Origin of the sequence: Archangium sp. (assembly GCF_036389735.1) — a bacterium.
Classification (GTDB): domain Bacteria; phylum Myxococcota; class Myxococcia; order Myxococcales; family Myxococcaceae; genus Archangium.
In genome coordinates, this window is record NZ_DASVWK010000153.1 from 1 (window position 1) to 17180 (window position 17180).

Genomic DNA, 17180 nt, shown 5'->3' on the forward strand with positions numbered 1-17180 from the left:
GCTTCTGGGTCCGCCAGTTGTTGGGGCTCCAGAACCGGTAGAAGTCGCGGTAGTAGCCGAGCGCCGCGCGCGCCACGCCGGGCTGACGGAACGTGCGCTTGAGCGCGTCCATCTCCTCCACGGGCCACCGCCACCCCGGGGACCAGTCGCGCCAGAGCTTCTCGATGAACTGGAAGTCGTCCCACCGCACGGCGACGTCCGCCACCCCGCGCAGCTGGAAGAAGAACGTGTACCAGGAGTTGCGCAGCTGGCCCGGATCCTTGGCCAGGCTCGCCAGCGCGTCACCGGTGTAGGGCACCGCCAGCGCGGAGAACGAGTGGAAGCGCTCCGGCGCCAGCCCCGAGACGGCGTAGCCGATGATCGCGCCCCAGTCGTGGCCGATGAGGTGCGCCTTGCGCACGCCCAGATCATCCATCCATCCCAGCAGATCCTCCGCGAGGTGGGCGATGAAGTAGCCGCCCTCCCGAGGCTGCGACGAGGGCTCGTAGCCACGCAGCGTCGGGACGATGACCCGGTAGCCGGCCTCGGCCAGCGCGGGCATCTGCTCGCGGAAGGAGCGGGCATGATCCGGGAAGCCGTGCAGGCAGAAGACGACCTCCGGCCCCTCTCCCATCTCCATCGCGGAGAACTTCAGCCCGTTGGCGCGAAGGGTCCGCCCCTTCAGCTCATTGCGAAGCGTATTCATGTGTCCCCCCCAAGGGTTGAAACGTGATGCGGCATGTCATGCCTTGCCCGGCCCCCGCGTGGCAAGACCCGGCTCACTTCTTCGGCTTGCCGCCCCTTCGCTCCAGCTCGCGCAGGATGGCCTCCGGATCATCATCCTCCTGGAGCACGAAGACTCCCTCCTCGGTGGGAGGAGGCGCGGGCGTCATTGGTGGGGGAGGGGCGCGAGTGCGCGGAGGCGGAGGGGGCGCGGCCGGTTTCACCCGTGCGGACGGTGGGGCGTACGGCTCCGGCGAGGCCGCTGGCGGCTCCGGGGTGAGGGCGGCGGGCGGGAGCGTGGCCGGCGCCTCCTCGGTGGTCGAGGGCAGGTGCCAGTCGCTCTTCCGGTTCAGCCACTCCCCATAGCGCGCGAAGGACCAGCTGCCATCGGCGGCCCCCGTCTCGATGGCGGAGCCGAGCTTGAAGAAGAGCCCCTGGCGCACGAGGCTCTTCACCGGGGTGCTGCCGGCGAGGAGTTCGCACTCGGGGACGCGGATGCCAAGGTCGGGCCGGTAGCGCAGGCGCTGGCTCACCACCCCGACGAGGCAGTCCGCGAGCTGCGCGCACACTGAGCCCTGAATCTCCGGCGGGAAGGAGGCCACCACGCGCTGGAGCGCCTCGGGGGCGCTGGAGGAGTGCACGGTGGCGAGCACGAGGTGCCCCGTCTCCGCGGCGTTCAGCGTCAATCGCATCACCTCCGGCTCGCGCATCTCGCCCACCATGAGCACGTCCGGATCCTCGCGGAGCGCATCCACGAGGGCCTGGGCGAACGAGGGCGTGTCGCGGCCCACCTCGCGCTGGCGGATGAAGGACTGGCGCGGCGCCAGCGCGTACTCGATGGGGCTCTCCACGGTGATGATGTGGCGGGCCTCGCTCAAGTTGATCTCCTGGAGCAGCGCCGCGAGCGTGGACGTCTTGCCGGAGCCGGTGGGGCCGCTCACCAGCACGAGCCCGTGCGAGGGCTCGATGAAGCGCCGCAGATCCGGGTGCAGGTTCAGCTTCTTGAGCGTGGCCTGGAAGGACGCCAGCAGGCGGATGGCGAAGCCCACGCCGCGTGCGCTGCGCAGGATGTTGATGCGGCACCGCTGCCCCGCGAGGGTGAAGGAGCCATCGTAAGAGCAGCGCTGGACGAACTCGGGCCAGCCGGCTTCTCCGATGACCTCCTGGGCCATCGTGGTGAGCGCCGGGGCGGGGACGGGCTCGCCAGAGAGCCGCAGATCCCCCCGTATCCGCAGCGCCATGGGCATTCCGCCCTCCAGATGGATGTCGCTCGCGCCCTGCTCTCGGGCCAGCCGGATGATGGATTCGAGCCGCATGTCGTCCCCGCTATCCTTTCTGACGCAGCCGCTCCGCCGCGCGCCGGGAGCTGAGAATGTCGAAGGGCAGGCCATGCCAGCCTGACATGGAGAGCAGGCGCTTGTCCTTGCTCACCAGCCAGGCGGCACCGGCACGGGCCGCGAGTTCGAGGAACTTCTGGTCGTCCCGATCCCTGCAGCGGGGCAGGGTGGGAAGCGGTGGGCCGGGAGTCTCGGGGACCAGGTGCACGAGGCTCCGGTAGCGGGCGAAGAGCGTCCGCCGGGCCGCCTCGTCCAGCGCGAAGGTGGGGTAGGCGAGGACGAGCTCCAGCTCCTTCAAGGTGTCCTCGCCGGCCCACGCGGTGACGTCTCCCGCGGCCAGGGCCTCGGCGAGGGGGCGCACGAAGGGGTCGTCGAACACCAGCAGGTCCAGGACCACGTTGGTGTCGAGGACCAGCGGCAGGGGCGGGCTCAGTGCCACACGACGCCCGAGGCCGCCTCGCCGCCCGTCACGTCCTTCATCCAGGCGCGCAGTGCGTCCGACTCCATGGGGAGGTCGTCCGGCCAGAGCCGGAGGCTGCCGTACTGGTCGGTGGAAACGAGGGAGCGGCCATCCGGGAAGAAGGTCACCACCCCCACGTGCCCGGTGTGGCCTCGCAGCACCCGGCCCTCGCCGCTCTCCAGGTCCCACAGGCGCACCGTCTGGTCGGTGCTCGTCGAGGCCAGCCGCGTCCCATCGGGCGACAGGGCGATGTCGAGGATCTGCCCCTGATGCCCTCGGAGCGAGCCTCGCGCCTGGCCCGTCCGTCCGTCCCAGAGCATCACACGGGTGTCCTTCATGCCCCGGCTGGCCACGTACTTCCCATCCGGGGTGAAGAGGACCTCCGTCACACCCGTTCCGCTCACGTCCACGCGCTGGCCCTGGCCGGTCTCCAGGTCCCAGAAGCGCAGGGTGTGATCCATGCCACCGGTGACGAGGCGTCTTCCGTCCGGCGAGAAGGCCAGGCCGCGGACCTCATCCTCGTGGCCCCGCAGCACCTGGGCTGCTCCCGAGCCCACGCTCCAGAGCCGCGTCGTACCATCCGCGCTCGCGGAGGCGAGGCGCCCGCTGTCCGGGGAGAAGGCGAGCTGGAACACCCGCCGGTCATGGTGGCCGAGCACGCGCCCCTGACCGGAGGCCAGCTCCCACAAGCGCACCTCTCCGCCTTCGTCCGCCGTGGCGAGCCACCGGCCATCGCCCGAGGAGGCGAGCACGAAAACGGGCTGGGCGTGGCCCGCGAGCACCTTCTCCGCGCGCCCGGTGGTGGCCTCCCAGAGGTGGACCCGGCCATCGGGCGCGCCAGAGACGAGCCACCGGCCGTCCGGGGTGAAGTCCACCGGGCTCCTCGCGAAGCCGTTGACTTCCAGCAGCGGGGTCTCGTCCGCGGTCATGTCCATCAGGCGGAGCAGTCCCGCCGAGGACACGGTGGCCAGCCGCCGGCCATCGGGTGAGCGCACCAGGGAGACCTGGGTCATCCGGGGCGTCGAGAGGACGCGGTGGTTCTCCATCCGCACGGGGAACAGGCGCAACCCTCCGTCGGCGCTGCCCACGGCCAACCGCTGGCCATCCGGTGAGAAGGTGATGGGGTGGACCTTCTCTCCGGCGCCGCGCAGCACGCGGACCTTGCCCGTGGACAGATCCCACAGCCGCGCGGTGCGGTCGGCGCTGCCGGAGGCGACGTACCGGCCATCCGGGGAGACCCGCAGATCGGTGATCTGCCCCTCGTGGCTGCCCAGCACCTTCGACGTTCCGGTGGCCACCTCCCAGAGCCGCACGGTCCCATCCATCTGACCGATCACCAGCTGCCCGCCCCCCGGCACCATGGCGAGCATCATGATGGGCTGCGTTCCCTCCTCCAGGAGCCGTCCCTTCCCGCTCCGGGGATCCCAGACGTAGAGCTGCCCCATGCTGCTGCCCGTGTAGAGCTCGCCGGTGGGGGAGAACGTGTTCGCCCAGACGATGCCCGTCTCCCTCGGAAGGATCCGCGTGGTGTCGTGCTCCAGGTCCACGAGCACCGAGTGGGCGCCCTGGTAGCCGCGCAGGAAGACGCGCTTGCCCTCTGGGGAGAGCATCGCGTCCTCGACCCCCCGGGAGCCCAGGTGCAGCGTGCGAGACTCGCCGGTGCCCAGGTTCCACACGTGGAGCAGCTCATCCGTCCGGCTGCCGGCCACGAGGCACTGGCCTTCGCACGCGAGGGTGAGCGCCGACACCGGACCCGGCAGCTTCGCGAAGTCGCGACCCTCTCCGGTCTCCAGATCCCAGAGGCGGAGGGAGCCGTCCTTGCTGCTGGACAGGACGCGCCGGCCATCGGGCAGGAGCCGCACCCCCCAGACCTCGTCGGCGTGCCCGGTGAGGGCTCGGCTCTCGCCCCGCTTCAGGTCCCAGACGCGCAGGGTGTGGTCATCGCCGCTGGAGAGCAGGTGCTTGCCATCGCGCGTGAACATCAGATCGTTGATGGCCTGCGAGTGACCGCGCAGCACGGTGGCGAAGCCATGGGCCCGGGCGTCCGCGGCGATCATCCGCACCGCCGACCAGCGGGTGAAGCCGGACGAGAGCTGCTGCAACCAGCCGAGGGCCTCGTTCGGATCCCGCTCCACTGCCTCACGGGCCTGGAGCAGGAGGAGTTCGTCGGCCCGGGACTGCGCCTGTTGGCGCGCGGCCTGGGCGAGGTCTCGCTCGGCCACGATGCGGCGGAAGCCCACCACGCCCACCCCGATGAGCAGCAGCAGGGCCACCATCGTCACCGTCACCGCGGCCCGGTAGCGCCGGACGAAGCGGCGCAGCAGTTCCACCCGGGAGTACTGGTAGGCACCGACGATCTGCCCCGTCTGGAAGCGCCGCAGGTCCTCCGCCAGCTCGCGCGCGGTGGCGTAGCGCTGGGCGGGCTCGCGCGCCATCGCCTTGGTCACGATGGCCAGCAGGTCCGACGGGATGCATTTCTGACGCGTGGTGAGCGGTGGCGGTGGGCCCCGCACCACCTTCTGGAGCACCTGCTCCGAGGTGCCTCCGTCGTAGGGCCGGTTTCCCGCCAGCAGGTGGTAGAGGATGGCGCCCAGCGCGTAGACGTCGGCGCGCTCGTCCACGGGCTGGCCCGCGGCCTGCTCCGGCGGCATGTACGCCGGCGTCCCCATCACTGTGCCCACCCGGGTGAGGCCTCCATCCTCGGCACCAGCGCCCGGGTCGCCCGTTCCGGAGGGCTCGCTCGCGCCCTCGCGCGACAGATCCTTGGCCAGTCCCCAGTCGATGACGACCGTCTCGCCGAAGTCACCCACCAGCACGTTGGCCGGCTTGAGGTCGCGGTGGATGATGCGCTCGGTGTGCGCGTAGGCGATGGCCTCGGCCACCGCGAGCACATGAGGCAGCAACGCCAGCCGCTCTTTCAGCGTCGTGCGCTCGGTGATGACGTCCGCCAGCGAGCGGCCCGACACCAGCTTCATCGCGTAGAAGGGCTCGCCCCCGGGCCAGCGACCCGCCTCGTACACGGGTACGATGGAGGGGTGCTGCAAGCGCGCGGTGACGAGTGCCTCGGCGACGAAGCGCGCCTCGGCGTCCCGGGTGGGCGCGAGCATCTCCTTGATGGCCACCGGCCTGTCGAGCTGGAGATCTCTGGCCCGGAGGATGCGACCGATGCCTCCATGCGCCAGCTCTCCGGCGATGGCATAGCGGGCCGGATCCACCGGGGGCAGCGTCGCGCCAGGGGGAGTCGCGGCACGTGGCTGGACCGGGGCACGCACCGTGGGATCCACCGTACTGTCGAACCCGGGCTGCTCCTGCCCATCGGAGGAGCGGGTGGCATCAATCGGCTTGGCTTGGCTCATGGACGCACTCCGAGTCTATGTCAGGTGGCCGCCATCCATCCCATCGGACCGGGCTGCGCTCGCCTGCCCTCACGCCTGCTCCCTCCGGTGGCCGCGATGCCACGATAATACGAGCGGAGTCGCCGATCGCGACCTCGGGTCCGAACTACCTGGATGGACAGTGGGATTGAGGATGGGCCGGAACCCGCGTGCGTGGTTCGTGGAACGGTTGGATGGGTTTCTCTCGGAGTCGCTGCGTCGGGCTTCTCCGCTCGAGCTGGGCCGGGCCCGGCTGCTCGTCGGGGTGTGCTGGGCGCTGCTCGCGTGCGATCTGCTGATCCTGCTCCTGATGCTGGCGAAGCCGGGCTCCCGGGGCGTCATCGCGGTGGGTGGGGTCTGCGCGTTGGGCTTCAGTGGGGCACTGGTGCTGCTGCGCCGCTCGTCCTCGACCCGACTCCTGGGCTTTGTGCTGTGCTCCCTGCTGACGGCGGGGACGATCACCAGCACCCTCCACCTGGGGACGCTCGTGGTGGCCACGCACGCCGGGCTGATGCTCGTCCCCGTGGTGTCGGTCTACCTGCTGGGGTGGCGCCTGGGGCTGTTCTTCTCCGTGCTCGCCAGCGTGAACGTGGGCCTCGTCTTCCCGCTGCGCATCTGGGGTTCACTGGTGGGCCCCGACCAGGGGCTGTGCGTCTTCGCGGCCCTCTACGTCCTGTGTGCCTGGGCGGTGGGCTGGCTGTTCATCTCCGCGCGAGATGAGGCGCAGGCGGGGATGGAGCGGACGCTGCGGACGCTGCGCGAGAGCGAGGGCAAGCTGGTCAGCCTCATCGAGAGCACGGATGACCTGATCCTCTCCGCGGACCCGGAGGGGCGGGTGGTGACGGCCAATGAGGCGGCGAGGCAGCTCTTCCGGCGCGTGTCCGGCAAGGAGCTCCTGCCGGGCGAGACCATCCTGGGCGAGGCGGCTTCCGGGATCTGGACGCGCTGGAACGAGTTCCTGGCCCGGACGCTGGGAGGGGAGCGGGTGAGGGAGGAGCTGCTGCTCTCGGCGGAGGGGCGGTCCGTCACGCTGGAGCTGACCCTCAGCCCGGTGCGAGGGGTGGGGGAGCGCGTGGTGGGGCTGACCCTCTTCGGGCGCGACATCACCGCGCGCAAGGAGGCCGAGGCCCGGCTGAACAAGATGCACCGCAACCTGCTGGACGTGTCGCGCCAGGCGGGCATGGCGGAGATCGCCACCGGCGTCCTGCACAACGTGGGCAATGCGCTCAACAGCGTGAACGTGTCGGCGGGGGTCATCACCGAGCGGCTGCGCGGGCTGCATGTGTCCGGCATGAACCGGGCGGTGGAGCTGCTGGACGAGAACGCGGCGAACCTGGGCGCCTTCCTCACCACGGACCCCCGGGGGCTGCGGTTCCCGGCCTACCTGAAGGCGCTGGCACGGCAGCTCACGGAGGAGCGCGAGGCGGTGCTGGCGGAGGTGGGCAGGCTGTGCCAGAGCGTGGAGCACATCAAGGTCGTGGTGCGCATGCAGCAGCGGCATGCGCACGCGACGGAGATGGTGGAGCGGCTGCCGGTGCCGGAGTTGCTGGACGACGCGCTGCGCCTGCACGCCCTGTCCTTCGAGCGGGAGGGAATCCAGGTGCGGCGCGAGTACGCGCCCGTGCCTCCGGTGTGGGTGGATCGGCACAAGCTGCTCCAGATCCTGGTGAACCTGCTGGGCAACGCGCGCCATGCGCTGCTGGAGAGTGGGCGCGAGGACAAGCAGCTCACCCTGCGCGTGGAGCTGGCCGGGGAGCGGCTGCGCATCGTCGTGGTGGACAACGGGGTGGGGATTGCCCCGGAGAACCAGGCTCGCCTCTTCGCCCAGGGCTTCACCACGAAGAAGGACGGGCACGGCTTCGGGCTGCACCTCAGCGCGCTGGCGGCCGAGGAGATGCAGGGCGCGCTCTCCTGCGTCAGCGCGGGGCGGGGCCAGGGCGCCACCTTCACCCTGGAGCTGCCCACCGGCAATACATCACGGGAGCCGGAACATCCGCTTCAGGTGCATGCTGGCGACCCCCGATGAGGAGCTTGGGATGTTGGCCAACCCTGGCTCGGAAAGGATCTCCCCCATGTTCAACGTCAACCTCGGATGTCGCGCGCTGGTGCTCGCCCTCCTGGTGCTCTCCGGTTGTGCCTCGGTCCAGACGCCCCGGCCCGAGGCCGCCGAGCGCACGACGGTCTTCGTCGTTCGTCACGCCGAGAAGGACCCCACCCCCGGGCTGAAGGATCCTCCGCTGACCGGGATCGGTCAGCAGCGGGCCGAGGCCCTGCGCGAGACGCTGGGTGCTCATCCGGTCGCGGCCCTGTACACCACCGATACCGTCCGCACCCGGACCACGCTCGCGCCGCTGGCGGCTGCTCGGGGTCTTGAGCCCCAGGTGTATGAGGCTGCCCAGCCGGACGTGCTGGCCGCGCGCCTGCGCGAGCGGCACCGGGGGCGGACAGTGGTGGTGGTGGGGCACTCCAACACGGTGCTGCCCTTGATCGAGGCCCTGGGCGCGGCCCGGCCCGTGTCCGAGCTGACCGACGCCGACTATGACTACCTGTTCGAGGTGACGCTCCGGCCCGAGGGCGGGGCCACCGTGCGGGTCCAGCGCTACGGCGCCGGCCAACGGTAGGGACTGGCCACGGTCTGAAACACGAGGGGCCCGGTACGAGTCACCGGGCCCCGGGGTACTACGTGAAACGGCTGACTAGCGGACGGCCTTCTCCAGCGGCTTGGCCTCGGTGGTCGCCTGCTTCTGCGTCCACTCGATGACCGGCGTCTGCCACGACATGCCCGTCTCGGTCGGCTCCGGATCCAGCTTCTCGAACTCGAAGCCGTCGCCACCGAAGTAGAGGTACTCGACCGTCGCGACCTTGTACTCCTTCTTCGGATCCAGCGGCTTGCCCTTGGCGTCCTTGAACTTGCCCTTGCCGGCCGCCTTGAAGCCCGCGAACACCGCCTGCTCGTTGGCGAGCTGGCGCACCAGGTCGGCGCCCTTCAGCTCCACCACCATCAGCGAGTTCTCGTACGGCAGCACCGAGTACACGCTGCCCTTGGTCACCGGGCCCGCCGGCAGGCTCGCGCGGAAGCCGTTGCGGTTGAGCACCACCACGTCCGCTCCGGTCTGCTGCTGGATGGCGCTCGCCACCCACTGGCCGAGCTGCTCCGAGGCCTTGTCGAGGCCCTTCTTCGTGAAGCCGATCTGCTCGCCCAGGGCCTTGTCCAGCTGGGCCTTGTAGTCGGCGAGCTGCCTGGCGAGCTCGGCGTTCGGCGTGGCGCCGGCCGGCACGTCCACCACCTTCGTCTCCACGCCCGTCACCTGCTCACCCTCGGGCTTGGAGGCATCGAAGGTGTAGGCGGCGCGCAGGTACTTGTCGAAGCCGCGGCCCAGCGACACGAAGGTGGTGTTGCCCTCCTTGGTGTCCACCGGCTGCGGGCAGCGGCCACCGGCCACCAGCGACACCTTCCACTCGGGGTGCCTGGCGATCACCGGTTGGAGGTCGCTCGGGCACGCGTCCGCCAGCACCACGAGGGTGTCCGCCCCGGCCTTCTGGGCGTCGGCCACCGCGCTGGTCAGCGCCTGCTCGTCGGGCACCGTCTCCAGGCCCTCGGCGCGCCCGGCCATGGCCGTGGACACCGTCTTGGGCGACGTCAGGCCCACCACGCCCACCTTCAGGCCCTGGCGGTCGAACACCTTGAAGCCGGGCAGCTCCATGCCCTTGGCCAGCGAGGCATCCTTCACCTTCAGGTTGGCCGCCAGGAAGGGGAAGCCAGCGGCCTGCTGGTTCTTCTGGAACTGCTCACGTCCGTAGTCCAGCTCGTGGTTGCCCAGGGCGGAGGCGGCGAAGCCCATGCGGCCCAGCACCGTCGCGGTGGACTCACCGTAGAAGAAGGAGGAGATGGCCGGGCCGCTCCACGTGTCACCGATGGTGAGCGCCAGCGTCGAGGCGTCCTTGCAGGATGCCGCGCCGTCCGCCTTCACCTGACCGACGCAGTGTTTCTCCTGGGCCTCCCACGCGCCGAGCAGCTCCGCCGCGCCGAGGGTGGGCTTCTCGCCCTCGGTGGTGGCGAGGAGCTGGCCGGCGGGGCTGCCGGTGACGAGCAGCGTCACGGTGACGGGCTTGGGAGCCGGGGGCGCGGGAGCCGGCGTCGGCGCCGGCTGGGCAGGAGGGGCCTCCTCCTTGGAAGAACTCTTGTCGCAGCCGGCGAGGGTGCCCAGGAGGGCGAAGGCCACTACACCGGAAGCACGACGCAGCGGGGTACGCATTGGGGACTCCGATTCCGTTGGCGATACGTCCGCGCGAATAGCACACCTCCCTCGGGGGATCGCCAAAAAGGGCACCTCCGTGCGCCGTCTCGGGCCGTGCTAGGTTTCCCTCGTGCAGAGCCGTCACGAGGATGCCAGGCCCCCTCCGGACACCACCCGCGAGCGGATGCTCTGGCGGGTGTGGGAGGACGTGCGCCACGGCGCGTCATACTTCCACCAACGGAAGGTTCCGTTGCCAGTGAACCGCCTGGGCCAGTTCGTCCATGGGCTGTGCCTGCCCTACCACCTGGGGAGAGCCCTCTTCGAGGACCGGGAGGCCCGGAGGCGCTACCTGCGGGTGTGCGGCTTCCAGGCGCTCACCATCCTCGCGGTGGCGGTGCTGTTCACGGGCTCGGGCAAGGAGGTCGTGGAGAGCGCCGAGCAGGCCCAGGAGCAGGAGGAGGAGGCTCGGCACGAGAAGGCGGAGGCCCGGGAGCTGGAGAAGCTCGAGAGGACGTTGGTGCTGGCCACTCGGGCCACGCAGGGGGACGCGGCGAGCGCGGAGAGGATGCGGGCCAAGGTGGAGGAGGCCCGGCGCATGATCCTGAAGGCGCGGGAGCTGCGGCGGGCCGAGAAGCAGGCCTCGCGTCAGGAGCAGCACGGCGTCAGGCGGATGGTGTACTGGGCCGGGCTCTTCTCCGCCCTCCAAGTGGCGCAGTGGGTCGTCATCGCCCTCTCGCGGGACTACCACACGGCCTTTGGCCGGGAGCTGAGCCTGCGGGTCGGGCTGGTGCCGGAGGATGAGCCGCTCACCCCGCGCGTGCGGCTCAACATGCCGTGGCTGCGAGAGAAGCTGAAGCGCCGCTGGCGGGGCCTGTTCATCTTCTCCCTCGGGCTGCCCCTGCTGTGGGCCATCCGGGTGCTGGTGCCCGGGGGGAGCATGCTCTTCCCGGTGTTGCTGTCCGCGTGGGGCGCCTGGTGGTTCGTGGTCTTCACCGCGGCCAAGAGCGCCCGGGCCTGGACGGATCCGGCCGCGCGCGAGCCCTGGTTCCTGCGCGGTTGGAACTGGCTCGGCTCGCGCTTCGCGCTGTTGAGGCCGTACGGCTCGGTGTGGACGACCTTCACCCGCCCGGTGTTCTCCCCGGCCGCCACCGTGGAGCGACAACCGTGGGTGTTGAGCGGGCTCGCGCTGGTGCGGGCGCTCGCGATGCTGCCGCTGGTGAAGTGCTTCCTGCGCCCCCTGGTGCCCGTGGCCGCCCTGTACCTGCTGGCGCAGGAGGCCGCCATGGGGCAGGGCGACGCTAGCCCGCCAGGGGCCGCTTCTGCTCCGGGGGCTCCCCCAGCTCCACCACTTCCCCCGTCTGCCGCGTCTCCGACGACTTCATGACGGCACGCAGCTGCTGACTCACCGCGCGGAAGAAGCCCGTGAGCAGCTCCGGGCGGTCCGCCAGCAGGTCGAGGAAGTCGCGCCGGTCGATGACCAGCACCCGCGTGTCCTCCACCGCGATGATGTCGTTGGGGCGGGGCGCGCCGTCCAGCAGGCTCAAGTCGCCGAACGTCTCCTTGGCCCGCATCCGGAGCACGTGCTCGCCACTGCTCAAGGCATCCACCGCGCCCTCGATGATGACGTAGAGCGCGTCGCCCGGGTCTCCCTCGCTGTAGACGCGCTCACCCGCGCGGAAGCGTGCCTCGCGGGCGATCGCCGCCACCGCCGCCACGTCATCCACGTCGTTCTGCGAGAAGACGTGCACCTCCTCCAGGAGGAACAGCTTCTGCACCGTCGCCTGACTCATGTCTCCCTCTTGGGGCGGGGGCAGATCCATGCCGATCCGGCCCGCCACGTGGCGCGCACACGCGCGCAGCACCACATCCTCGCTGCGGCACAGCCACGCGAGGTGCGCTTCCAACTGGCCCGTGGCGCCCGGCGGGAGATCGCGGTGGTGTGCCTCCACCTGCTCCCGCACCAGGGCCCGGTCCTCCTCGTGCGTCAACGTCTCCAGCAGCTCCAGCGCGTACGCGCGTCGCCGCGTGTCCTGCCCCGCCACGTGCTGGTGCACGCGCCGCATCACCTGGGGCGGGTGCAGCAGGCCCAGCAGGAAGAAGGACAGCTCCAACGCCTGGTCCAGCCGATCTCCCGTCGCGCGTGTCAGCAGCGAGTGCTCGCCCAGCTCCGCGCGCAGGTCCAGGAAGGGCTCCAGCAGGGCGCGGTACACCTCGCGCCGCCGCCCCAGGGCCTCTCGCACCCGATCCTCGTCCACCGGGTGCTCGGGGTGCTCGTCGCGCAGGCGTGACAGCTCCGCGCCGATGCGGAAGTGCAGCCGGGCGTCATCGCGCACGTTGGAGAAGAGCAGGGCGTGCAGCGCCGCCGACGTGCCGATGTGGCGCAGCACGCGCGGCACCTGAAGCCGCATGGCCAGCGGCGCTGACAGATCGTTGAGTGTCGCCTCCAGCATCGGCGTCACCTCGTCACCCAGCGCGGCCAGGGCCTCGCGCGCCTCGCGACGCTCCTCGCGCCAGGTGAGGAAGGTGAGCAGCCGCGGTGCGAGCTTCACATAGCCGCCCTCGCCCACGGAGCGCACCGCCACCCGTCGCACGGAGCTGTCCGGATCGTTCAGGAAGGGCGTCAGCATGGGGATGAAGGTTGGATCCTTCACCCGCCCGAACAGCCGGGCCACCTCGCGGCGATCCGCCACGGGCGCCTGGAGGCCGCGCCCCGACAGCACTCCCAGCGACACGAGCGCCGCCGCGCGAGACTGTCCGTGGAGCAGCGCGCCCACGGCCGCGCAGCGCAGCCCCACGTCCGCGCTCTGCAACAGCGGCGGCAGCAGCACCTCCGCGCGCCCCGGCGCCAGCTTCGCCAGCGCCCACACCGCGCCGTCCCTCGCGCGGCGAGGCCCCTGGGACACGAGCTCCTCCAACAGTGGTGCCGTCTCGGTGGCCCCCAGATCCATCGCGAGCGACACGCCCCGCTCTTGCACCCGCTCGTTGGTGTGGCGCAGCAGCAGGGACAGGTGCGGGCGCAGGGGCAGCTCGCTCTGCTCCATCAGCTCCACCGCGTGCAGCACCCGCTCCGGCGCGCTCGCGCCGAGCGCCTCCACCAGCAGCCTCCGGTCCTCGCGGCCCAGCTCCTCGTCTTCCTCGTGGGCGCCCACCTGCTCGCCGAGCGCCTCCACGTAGGCCGGCCGCAGCCGCAGCAGCAGCACGCCGAGCACCACGCACAGCGCCAGCACCGCCAGCGCCATGGAGAGGCCATCGGCCGAGCGGCCCGCGCCGATGAGCAGCACGCCCGCCACCACCGTGCCGGCCTTGCGCAGAATCCCGTCCACCGCGCCGCGCAGCGCCTCGCGCTCGGTGTCCGGCACCGCCGCGTACAGCAGCTGCACGCCCACCGGCAGCAGCGAGTAGTTGACCGCGTTCTCCAGCAGCCGCAGCAGGTGCACCGGCCACAGGTCCTTCGTCACCAGCGAGGCCACCGCCAGCGGCGCCATCGCCGCCGGCAGCAGCGCCAGGTAGCGCATCAACCCCAGCCGCTTGAGCAACCGCTCAGCCAGGACGAGCTGGAAGATGACGCACACCAGGCCGATCCACAGCTGGAGCGAGCCGAAGAGGGCGGCCAGCCCGTCCTCGCTGAGCGTCCGCTCCACGCGCAGCCGGAAGAAGTAGTCCACGAAGGACGACAGCAGCGCGAAGGACACGGCCAGCCCCGCCAGCACCCGGGCATAGCTGCTGGTGGCGAGGTACTCCCAGGGCGCCACGGCCGTGGTGATGTGGCGTGCGCGCGAGGGCCGCGGGGCCTCCTCCTGGTGGAAGTGGAAGGCCACCGCGGCGGCGTAGAGCGCCAGCGCCCCGCCCACCACGATGGAGGCGGTGCCGAGTCGCTCGGCCAGCGTGTGCACCAACAGTCCGCCGAGCATGCCTCCCGCCATGCCCACGCCGTTGAGCGCGGTGAAGGCCCGCCGCGCCTCGCGCGCGTCGAAGGCCGACGCCATCCGCCCCCAGAAGCGCAGGGAGATGAACGTGGTGAAGGCGTCCACGAAGAGGTACAGCACCAGCGCGGGCACCCGCTGGCCCACGGACAGGCCCGCCGCCAGCCCCATCACCACCAGCCCGCCCACGCCAGTGAGGACGCTGAGGGACTCGGTGGGTGCGTTGGGCTCCTTGCGCGGCAGCACCGTCAGCGCCGCCACCAGCAGCGCGCCCACCAGGTACAGGTAGGGCAGGGCGTGCGACTCGAAGCGCGACAACACGAGCGCGTTGGCAGCCGTCTTCAGCTGCGTCACGCCAGCGATGAGGGCGAACTGGAACGTCGCCGCGGGCCACAGGCGGTGGCCCCAGGATTGCGACTCTTGAGCTGCCACGGGCAGCCCACTCTAATTGTCAAAAACAGGAAAATCCAGGACGAAGCTCGCGTCCGTTCCGAGGCCTGGGGGGCAGGCAAGCGGGCTTGGACCCGGGCCTCAGTCGTTCGCCGCGCCGCCGAGAATCCAGGAGCGGATGCGCACGAGCTCATCCGGGTGTGCGTCGAAGTAGCCGGGCTGGTTGCGGGGCATCCGGCTGCCACAGCCGGTGCCGGAGAGCTTCCAGATGAGCTCGGAGGACTCCGGGTCGCCAGGAACCACCCGCGTGAGGTTGTTACAGGCCCGCGTCTCCGCTCCCACCCGGACGAGCGCCGCGTGGCTCCGGCCGGCCGAGAGGTCCAACCCGCCGCTCCGCCCGTGACACCCGGTACACAGCGAGTCCCACAGCACCTGGATGTCCTGGGCGTACCGGGGGACCCGCACTGGCACCGTCACCGTCCGGCGCACCGGGGGGCCCCGGCCATCGGACACGAGCACCTCGAAGGAGAAGGGCGTCTCGCTACCCACCACGGGCGAGTACCAGGTGACACTCGCCCCGTCCGGGTCCGACACGAAGGTACCCTGGGGCGCGGGGCCCACCTGGCGCCAGAGGTACGTGAGGGCATCCCCGTCCGGATCGCTCGCCCGTACCGACAGGGTCACCCTGTCCCCGGCCCTCGCCAGCGTGGGCGAGGCCACCGGCTCCCCCTCCAGTACCGGCGGGCCATTACCCCGCTCTCGTGGGGGTTGGACGTCCACCCGGACCTCGGCCTGCGTGACGCCCCCGTTGGCGTCCGTCACGGTGACCCGCAGCGTGAAGCTCTTCGCCGACTTCACCACTGGCGCCATCCATGTGGGTGTGGGCGAGGTGGGATCGCTGAACCTCCCCGCGGGCGACTCGGGGAACTGCGTCCAGAGGTAGGTGAGCGCACCTCCTTCGGGATCCACGGCCTGGATGGAAAGCTTCACTGGCAGTGGACCCTCGACCAGGGAGGGCCGTGCGGCGGGACCTCTCAGGATGACCGGGGAACCGCAGGCACAGAGGAGAACGGAGACGAAAACGAGTCGCGTGACGACACGTTTTCCAATGGAAGACAGCATGGAGCCCCCCCTCGGCACAGCAGGTGGAAGCTAGTCAGTGATGGCCAGCGTGCATGAGGTGAACTCCTGGTTGCTTGCCGCCTCGAGTCCGGTTTGAGTGTGAGGCGAGTTGGTCCTACGCTGGGGGCGTCATGATTACTGCCGTACTACTTGCCCTTCTCTGTTCGACTCCCGACGCGGCCGGCGCGAAGCTGCCACCGGAGGCGCTGGGTGCACCCCCGAATGTGGACGAGTCGCCCACGGCGTGGGCCTGCACGGTGGACACCCTGCGAGCCGGTCGCGAATGCGTCTTCGAGGCCGAGGTGTCGCCCTCGACCTCCACCGACGTGAAAGCGCAGGCGGACAACAACATCCGCACGCTCAAGGACGTCGGACACGCGCTGTGCACGCAGGCCGCGAAGCCGCCCTCGGGAGTCGCGGCGGACAAGAACCTCGTGGCGCAGTGCGAGCGCAAGTTCGCCGCGGCCTCGGAGGAGGCGTGCGGCCTGGAGGGCGCGGTGCCCGTCATCGACGCGAAGGGCCGCTTCGCACCGGCCGCGCGCACCTGCTACCGCCAGCTGTCCTCGGTGCTGCAGGACACCGCGATGATGGCGACGGTGGCCTCGGCGTGCTGCCAGTGCGCGCAGAAGCGCGGCTGCCCGAGCGCCGGTGAGCGCTGCCACGAGAGCGTGTCGCAGCAGGAGGTGGCGGGGACGGCGCTCGCGTGTCTGGTGACCCAGTGCGGCGCGGCGTGCGACCTGACGATGCCGGCGTCCTCCCAGTCGGGGGACTTCCGGCCCGCGAAACAGATTCGGCGGTCCGAGCGGGCCGCGGGGTCGCTCTAGTGGCAACCGGTGGGATGGAGCGAGGAACCATGTCAGCCCTCCAAAAAGTGTCGAAGGTGGTCGCGCGTACGGGCGCGGCCCTGCTGTGCGTGCTGACGGTGGCGGGCTGCGGCTCGTCCAGGCACTCGCACGTGATGGACGAGGGGGAGACGACGCCCCCCCTGGCGCGGGAGCAACCGGCCCCGGCGGTGAAGGCGAAGCCCTCGCGGCCGGCGGTGGAGCCCCGGACGTACGGCGCGCGCTACTCGGTGCCGGGACAGTGCGAGGCGGCGGCGCGCCGGCTGCTGGCCGTGTCGCGCGATGATGCCTGGACGGCGCTGAAGTCCTGCGTGGATGGCACCCACTTCACGCTGCTGGGCGCGGTCCTGGGCGACGATTGGGCCGAGGAGCTGCGGGTCCGGCCGGATGCCGCGAAGCTCATCGCCCAGGTGGTGGCCAAGCGCGGCGGCAGCGTGGACGGCGAGCTGCCGCTGCTGCACGCGCGCAAGGTGCCCATCTTCGGGCTGACGGCCGCGGTCTCGCAGCCGGAGGTCTACAAGGGTCGCTACGTGCTGCTGCGCGCCCAGGTGGCGGACGTGCGCAGTGACGGGGACAAGCCCACGGTGTGGCTCGTCGAGCAGAAGCTGGGCTCGGTGGAGACCGAGTACCCGGTGGGTCATGGGACTCGCAAGGACTCGGTGACGGTCTACTCGGGCGCCGTGGGCGGTGACGTGGGGATTCTCGGTCGCTCCAATCTGGGTGGCCAGGTCTCCTCCAGCCAGCGCGAGGACAGCTCGAGCACGATGCGGCGCTACGACAACATCTCCGAGG

At 70.9% G+C, this 17180-nt stretch carries 12 protein-coding genes; 5 read left to right on the plus strand and 7 right to left on the minus strand.

Annotated elements, in window-relative coordinates; all coding sequences use genetic code 11:
• The 4 genes from VF794_RS05745 to VF794_RS05760 all read right to left on the minus strand — a co-directional run.
• Window positions 1-685, minus strand: a 685-nt coding sequence (locus tag VF794_RS05745; protein WP_331108171.1) for an alpha/beta fold hydrolase, incomplete at its 3' end; no start/stop codon positions are given.
• Between the two features lie 73 nt (window positions 686-758).
• On the minus strand, window positions 759-2018 hold the full coding sequence (locus tag VF794_RS05750) for a type IV pilus twitching motility protein PilT (RefSeq protein WP_331108172.1): 1260 nt from the start codon (window positions 2016-2018) through the stop codon (window positions 759-761).
• A 10-nt stretch (window positions 2019-2028) separates the two neighbouring features.
• Entirely contained in the window at window positions 2029-2478 is a 450-nt protein-coding gene (locus VF794_RS05755) for a putative toxin-antitoxin system toxin component, PIN family (RefSeq protein WP_331108173.1), read from the minus strand.
• On the minus strand, window positions 2469-5855 hold the full coding sequence (locus VF794_RS05760; RefSeq protein WP_331108174.1) for a protein kinase domain-containing protein: 3387 nt from the start codon (window positions 5853-5855) through the stop codon (window positions 2469-2471). The genes VF794_RS05755 and VF794_RS05760 overlap by 10 nt, the downstream gene beginning before the upstream one ends.
• A gap of 172 nt (window positions 5856-6027) precedes the next feature.
• Between VF794_RS05760 and VF794_RS05765 the strand changes: the two genes are divergently transcribed.
• Both VF794_RS05765 and VF794_RS05770 read left to right on the plus strand, forming a co-directional pair.
• The gene (locus VF794_RS05765) at window positions 6028-7899 is read left to right on the plus strand and encodes a two-component system sensor histidine kinase NtrB (RefSeq protein ID WP_331108175.1); all 1872 of its coding nucleotides are present in this window, start codon (window positions 6028-6030) and stop codon (window positions 7897-7899) included.
• A gap of 46 nt (window positions 7900-7945) precedes the next feature.
• Window positions 7946-8494, plus strand: coding sequence for a histidine phosphatase family protein (locus VF794_RS05770; RefSeq protein WP_331108176.1), 549 nt, complete (start codon window positions 7946-7948; stop codon window positions 8492-8494).
• A gap of 75 nt (window positions 8495-8569) precedes the next feature.
• Here VF794_RS05770 and VF794_RS05775 read toward each other — a convergent pair whose 3' ends face one another.
• Window positions 8570-10129, minus strand: coding sequence for a bifunctional metallophosphatase/5'-nucleotidase (locus VF794_RS05775; protein ID WP_331108177.1), 1560 nt, complete (start codon window positions 10127-10129; stop codon window positions 8570-8572).
• 112 nt (window positions 10130-10241) lie between these two features.
• On the opposite strand from VF794_RS05775, the gene VF794_RS05780 reads away from it, so the two are divergent.
• A complete protein-coding gene (locus VF794_RS05780; protein WP_331108178.1) occupies window positions 10242-11495 on the plus strand; it encodes a hypothetical protein in 1254 nt (417 codons plus the stop codon).
• Here VF794_RS05780 and VF794_RS05785 read toward each other — a convergent pair.
• Window positions 11410-14466: a cyclic nucleotide-binding domain-containing protein gene (locus tag VF794_RS05785; protein ID WP_331108179.1), complete on the minus strand. Its 3057-nt coding sequence runs from the start codon at window positions 14464-14466 to the stop codon at window positions 11410-11412. The genes VF794_RS05780 and VF794_RS05785 overlap by 86 nt on opposite strands.
• A gap of 99 nt (window positions 14467-14565) precedes the next feature.
• On the minus strand, window positions 14566-15546 hold the full coding sequence (locus VF794_RS05790) for an Ig-like domain-containing protein (protein ID WP_414640876.1): 981 nt from the start codon (window positions 15544-15546) through the stop codon (window positions 14566-14568).
• A 131-nt stretch (window positions 15547-15677) separates the two neighbouring features.
• Between VF794_RS05790 and VF794_RS05795 the strand changes: the two genes are divergently transcribed.
• Both VF794_RS05795 and VF794_RS05800 read left to right on the plus strand, forming a co-directional pair.
• Entirely contained in the window at window positions 15678-16370 is a 693-nt protein-coding gene (locus VF794_RS05795; protein WP_331108181.1) for a hypothetical protein, read from the plus strand.
• Between the two features lie 29 nt (window positions 16371-16399).
• Window positions 16400-17180 (plus strand): hypothetical protein (locus VF794_RS05800; RefSeq protein ID WP_331108182.1); only part of this gene is annotated, 781 nt, incomplete at its 3' end.

Coding starts and splice junctions, on each gene's coding strand:
- VF794_RS05750 (WP_331108172.1), bottom strand. CDS start 2,018: ATGCGGCTCGAATCCATCATCCGGCTGGCCCGAGAGCAGGGCGCGAGC.
- VF794_RS05760 (WP_331108174.1), bottom strand. CDS start 5,855: ATGAGCCAAGCCAAGCCGATTGATGCCACCCGCTCCTCCGATGGGCAG.
- VF794_RS05765 (WP_331108175.1), top strand. CDS start 6,028: ATGGGCCGGAACCCGCGTGCGTGGTTCGTGGAACGGTTGGATGGGTTT.
- VF794_RS05770 (WP_331108176.1), top strand. CDS start 7,946: ATGTTCAACGTCAACCTCGGATGTCGCGCGCTGGTGCTCGCCCTCCTG.
- VF794_RS05775 (WP_331108177.1), bottom strand. CDS start 10,129: ATGCGTACCCCGCTGCGTCGTGCTTCCGGTGTAGTGGCCTTCGCCCTC.
- VF794_RS05790 (WP_414640876.1), bottom strand. CDS start 15,546: ATGCTGTCTTCCATTGGAAAACGTGTCGTCACGCGACTCGTTTTCGTC.
- VF794_RS05795 (WP_331108181.1), top strand. CDS start 15,678: ATGATTACTGCCGTACTACTTGCCCTTCTCTGTTCGACTCCCGACGCG.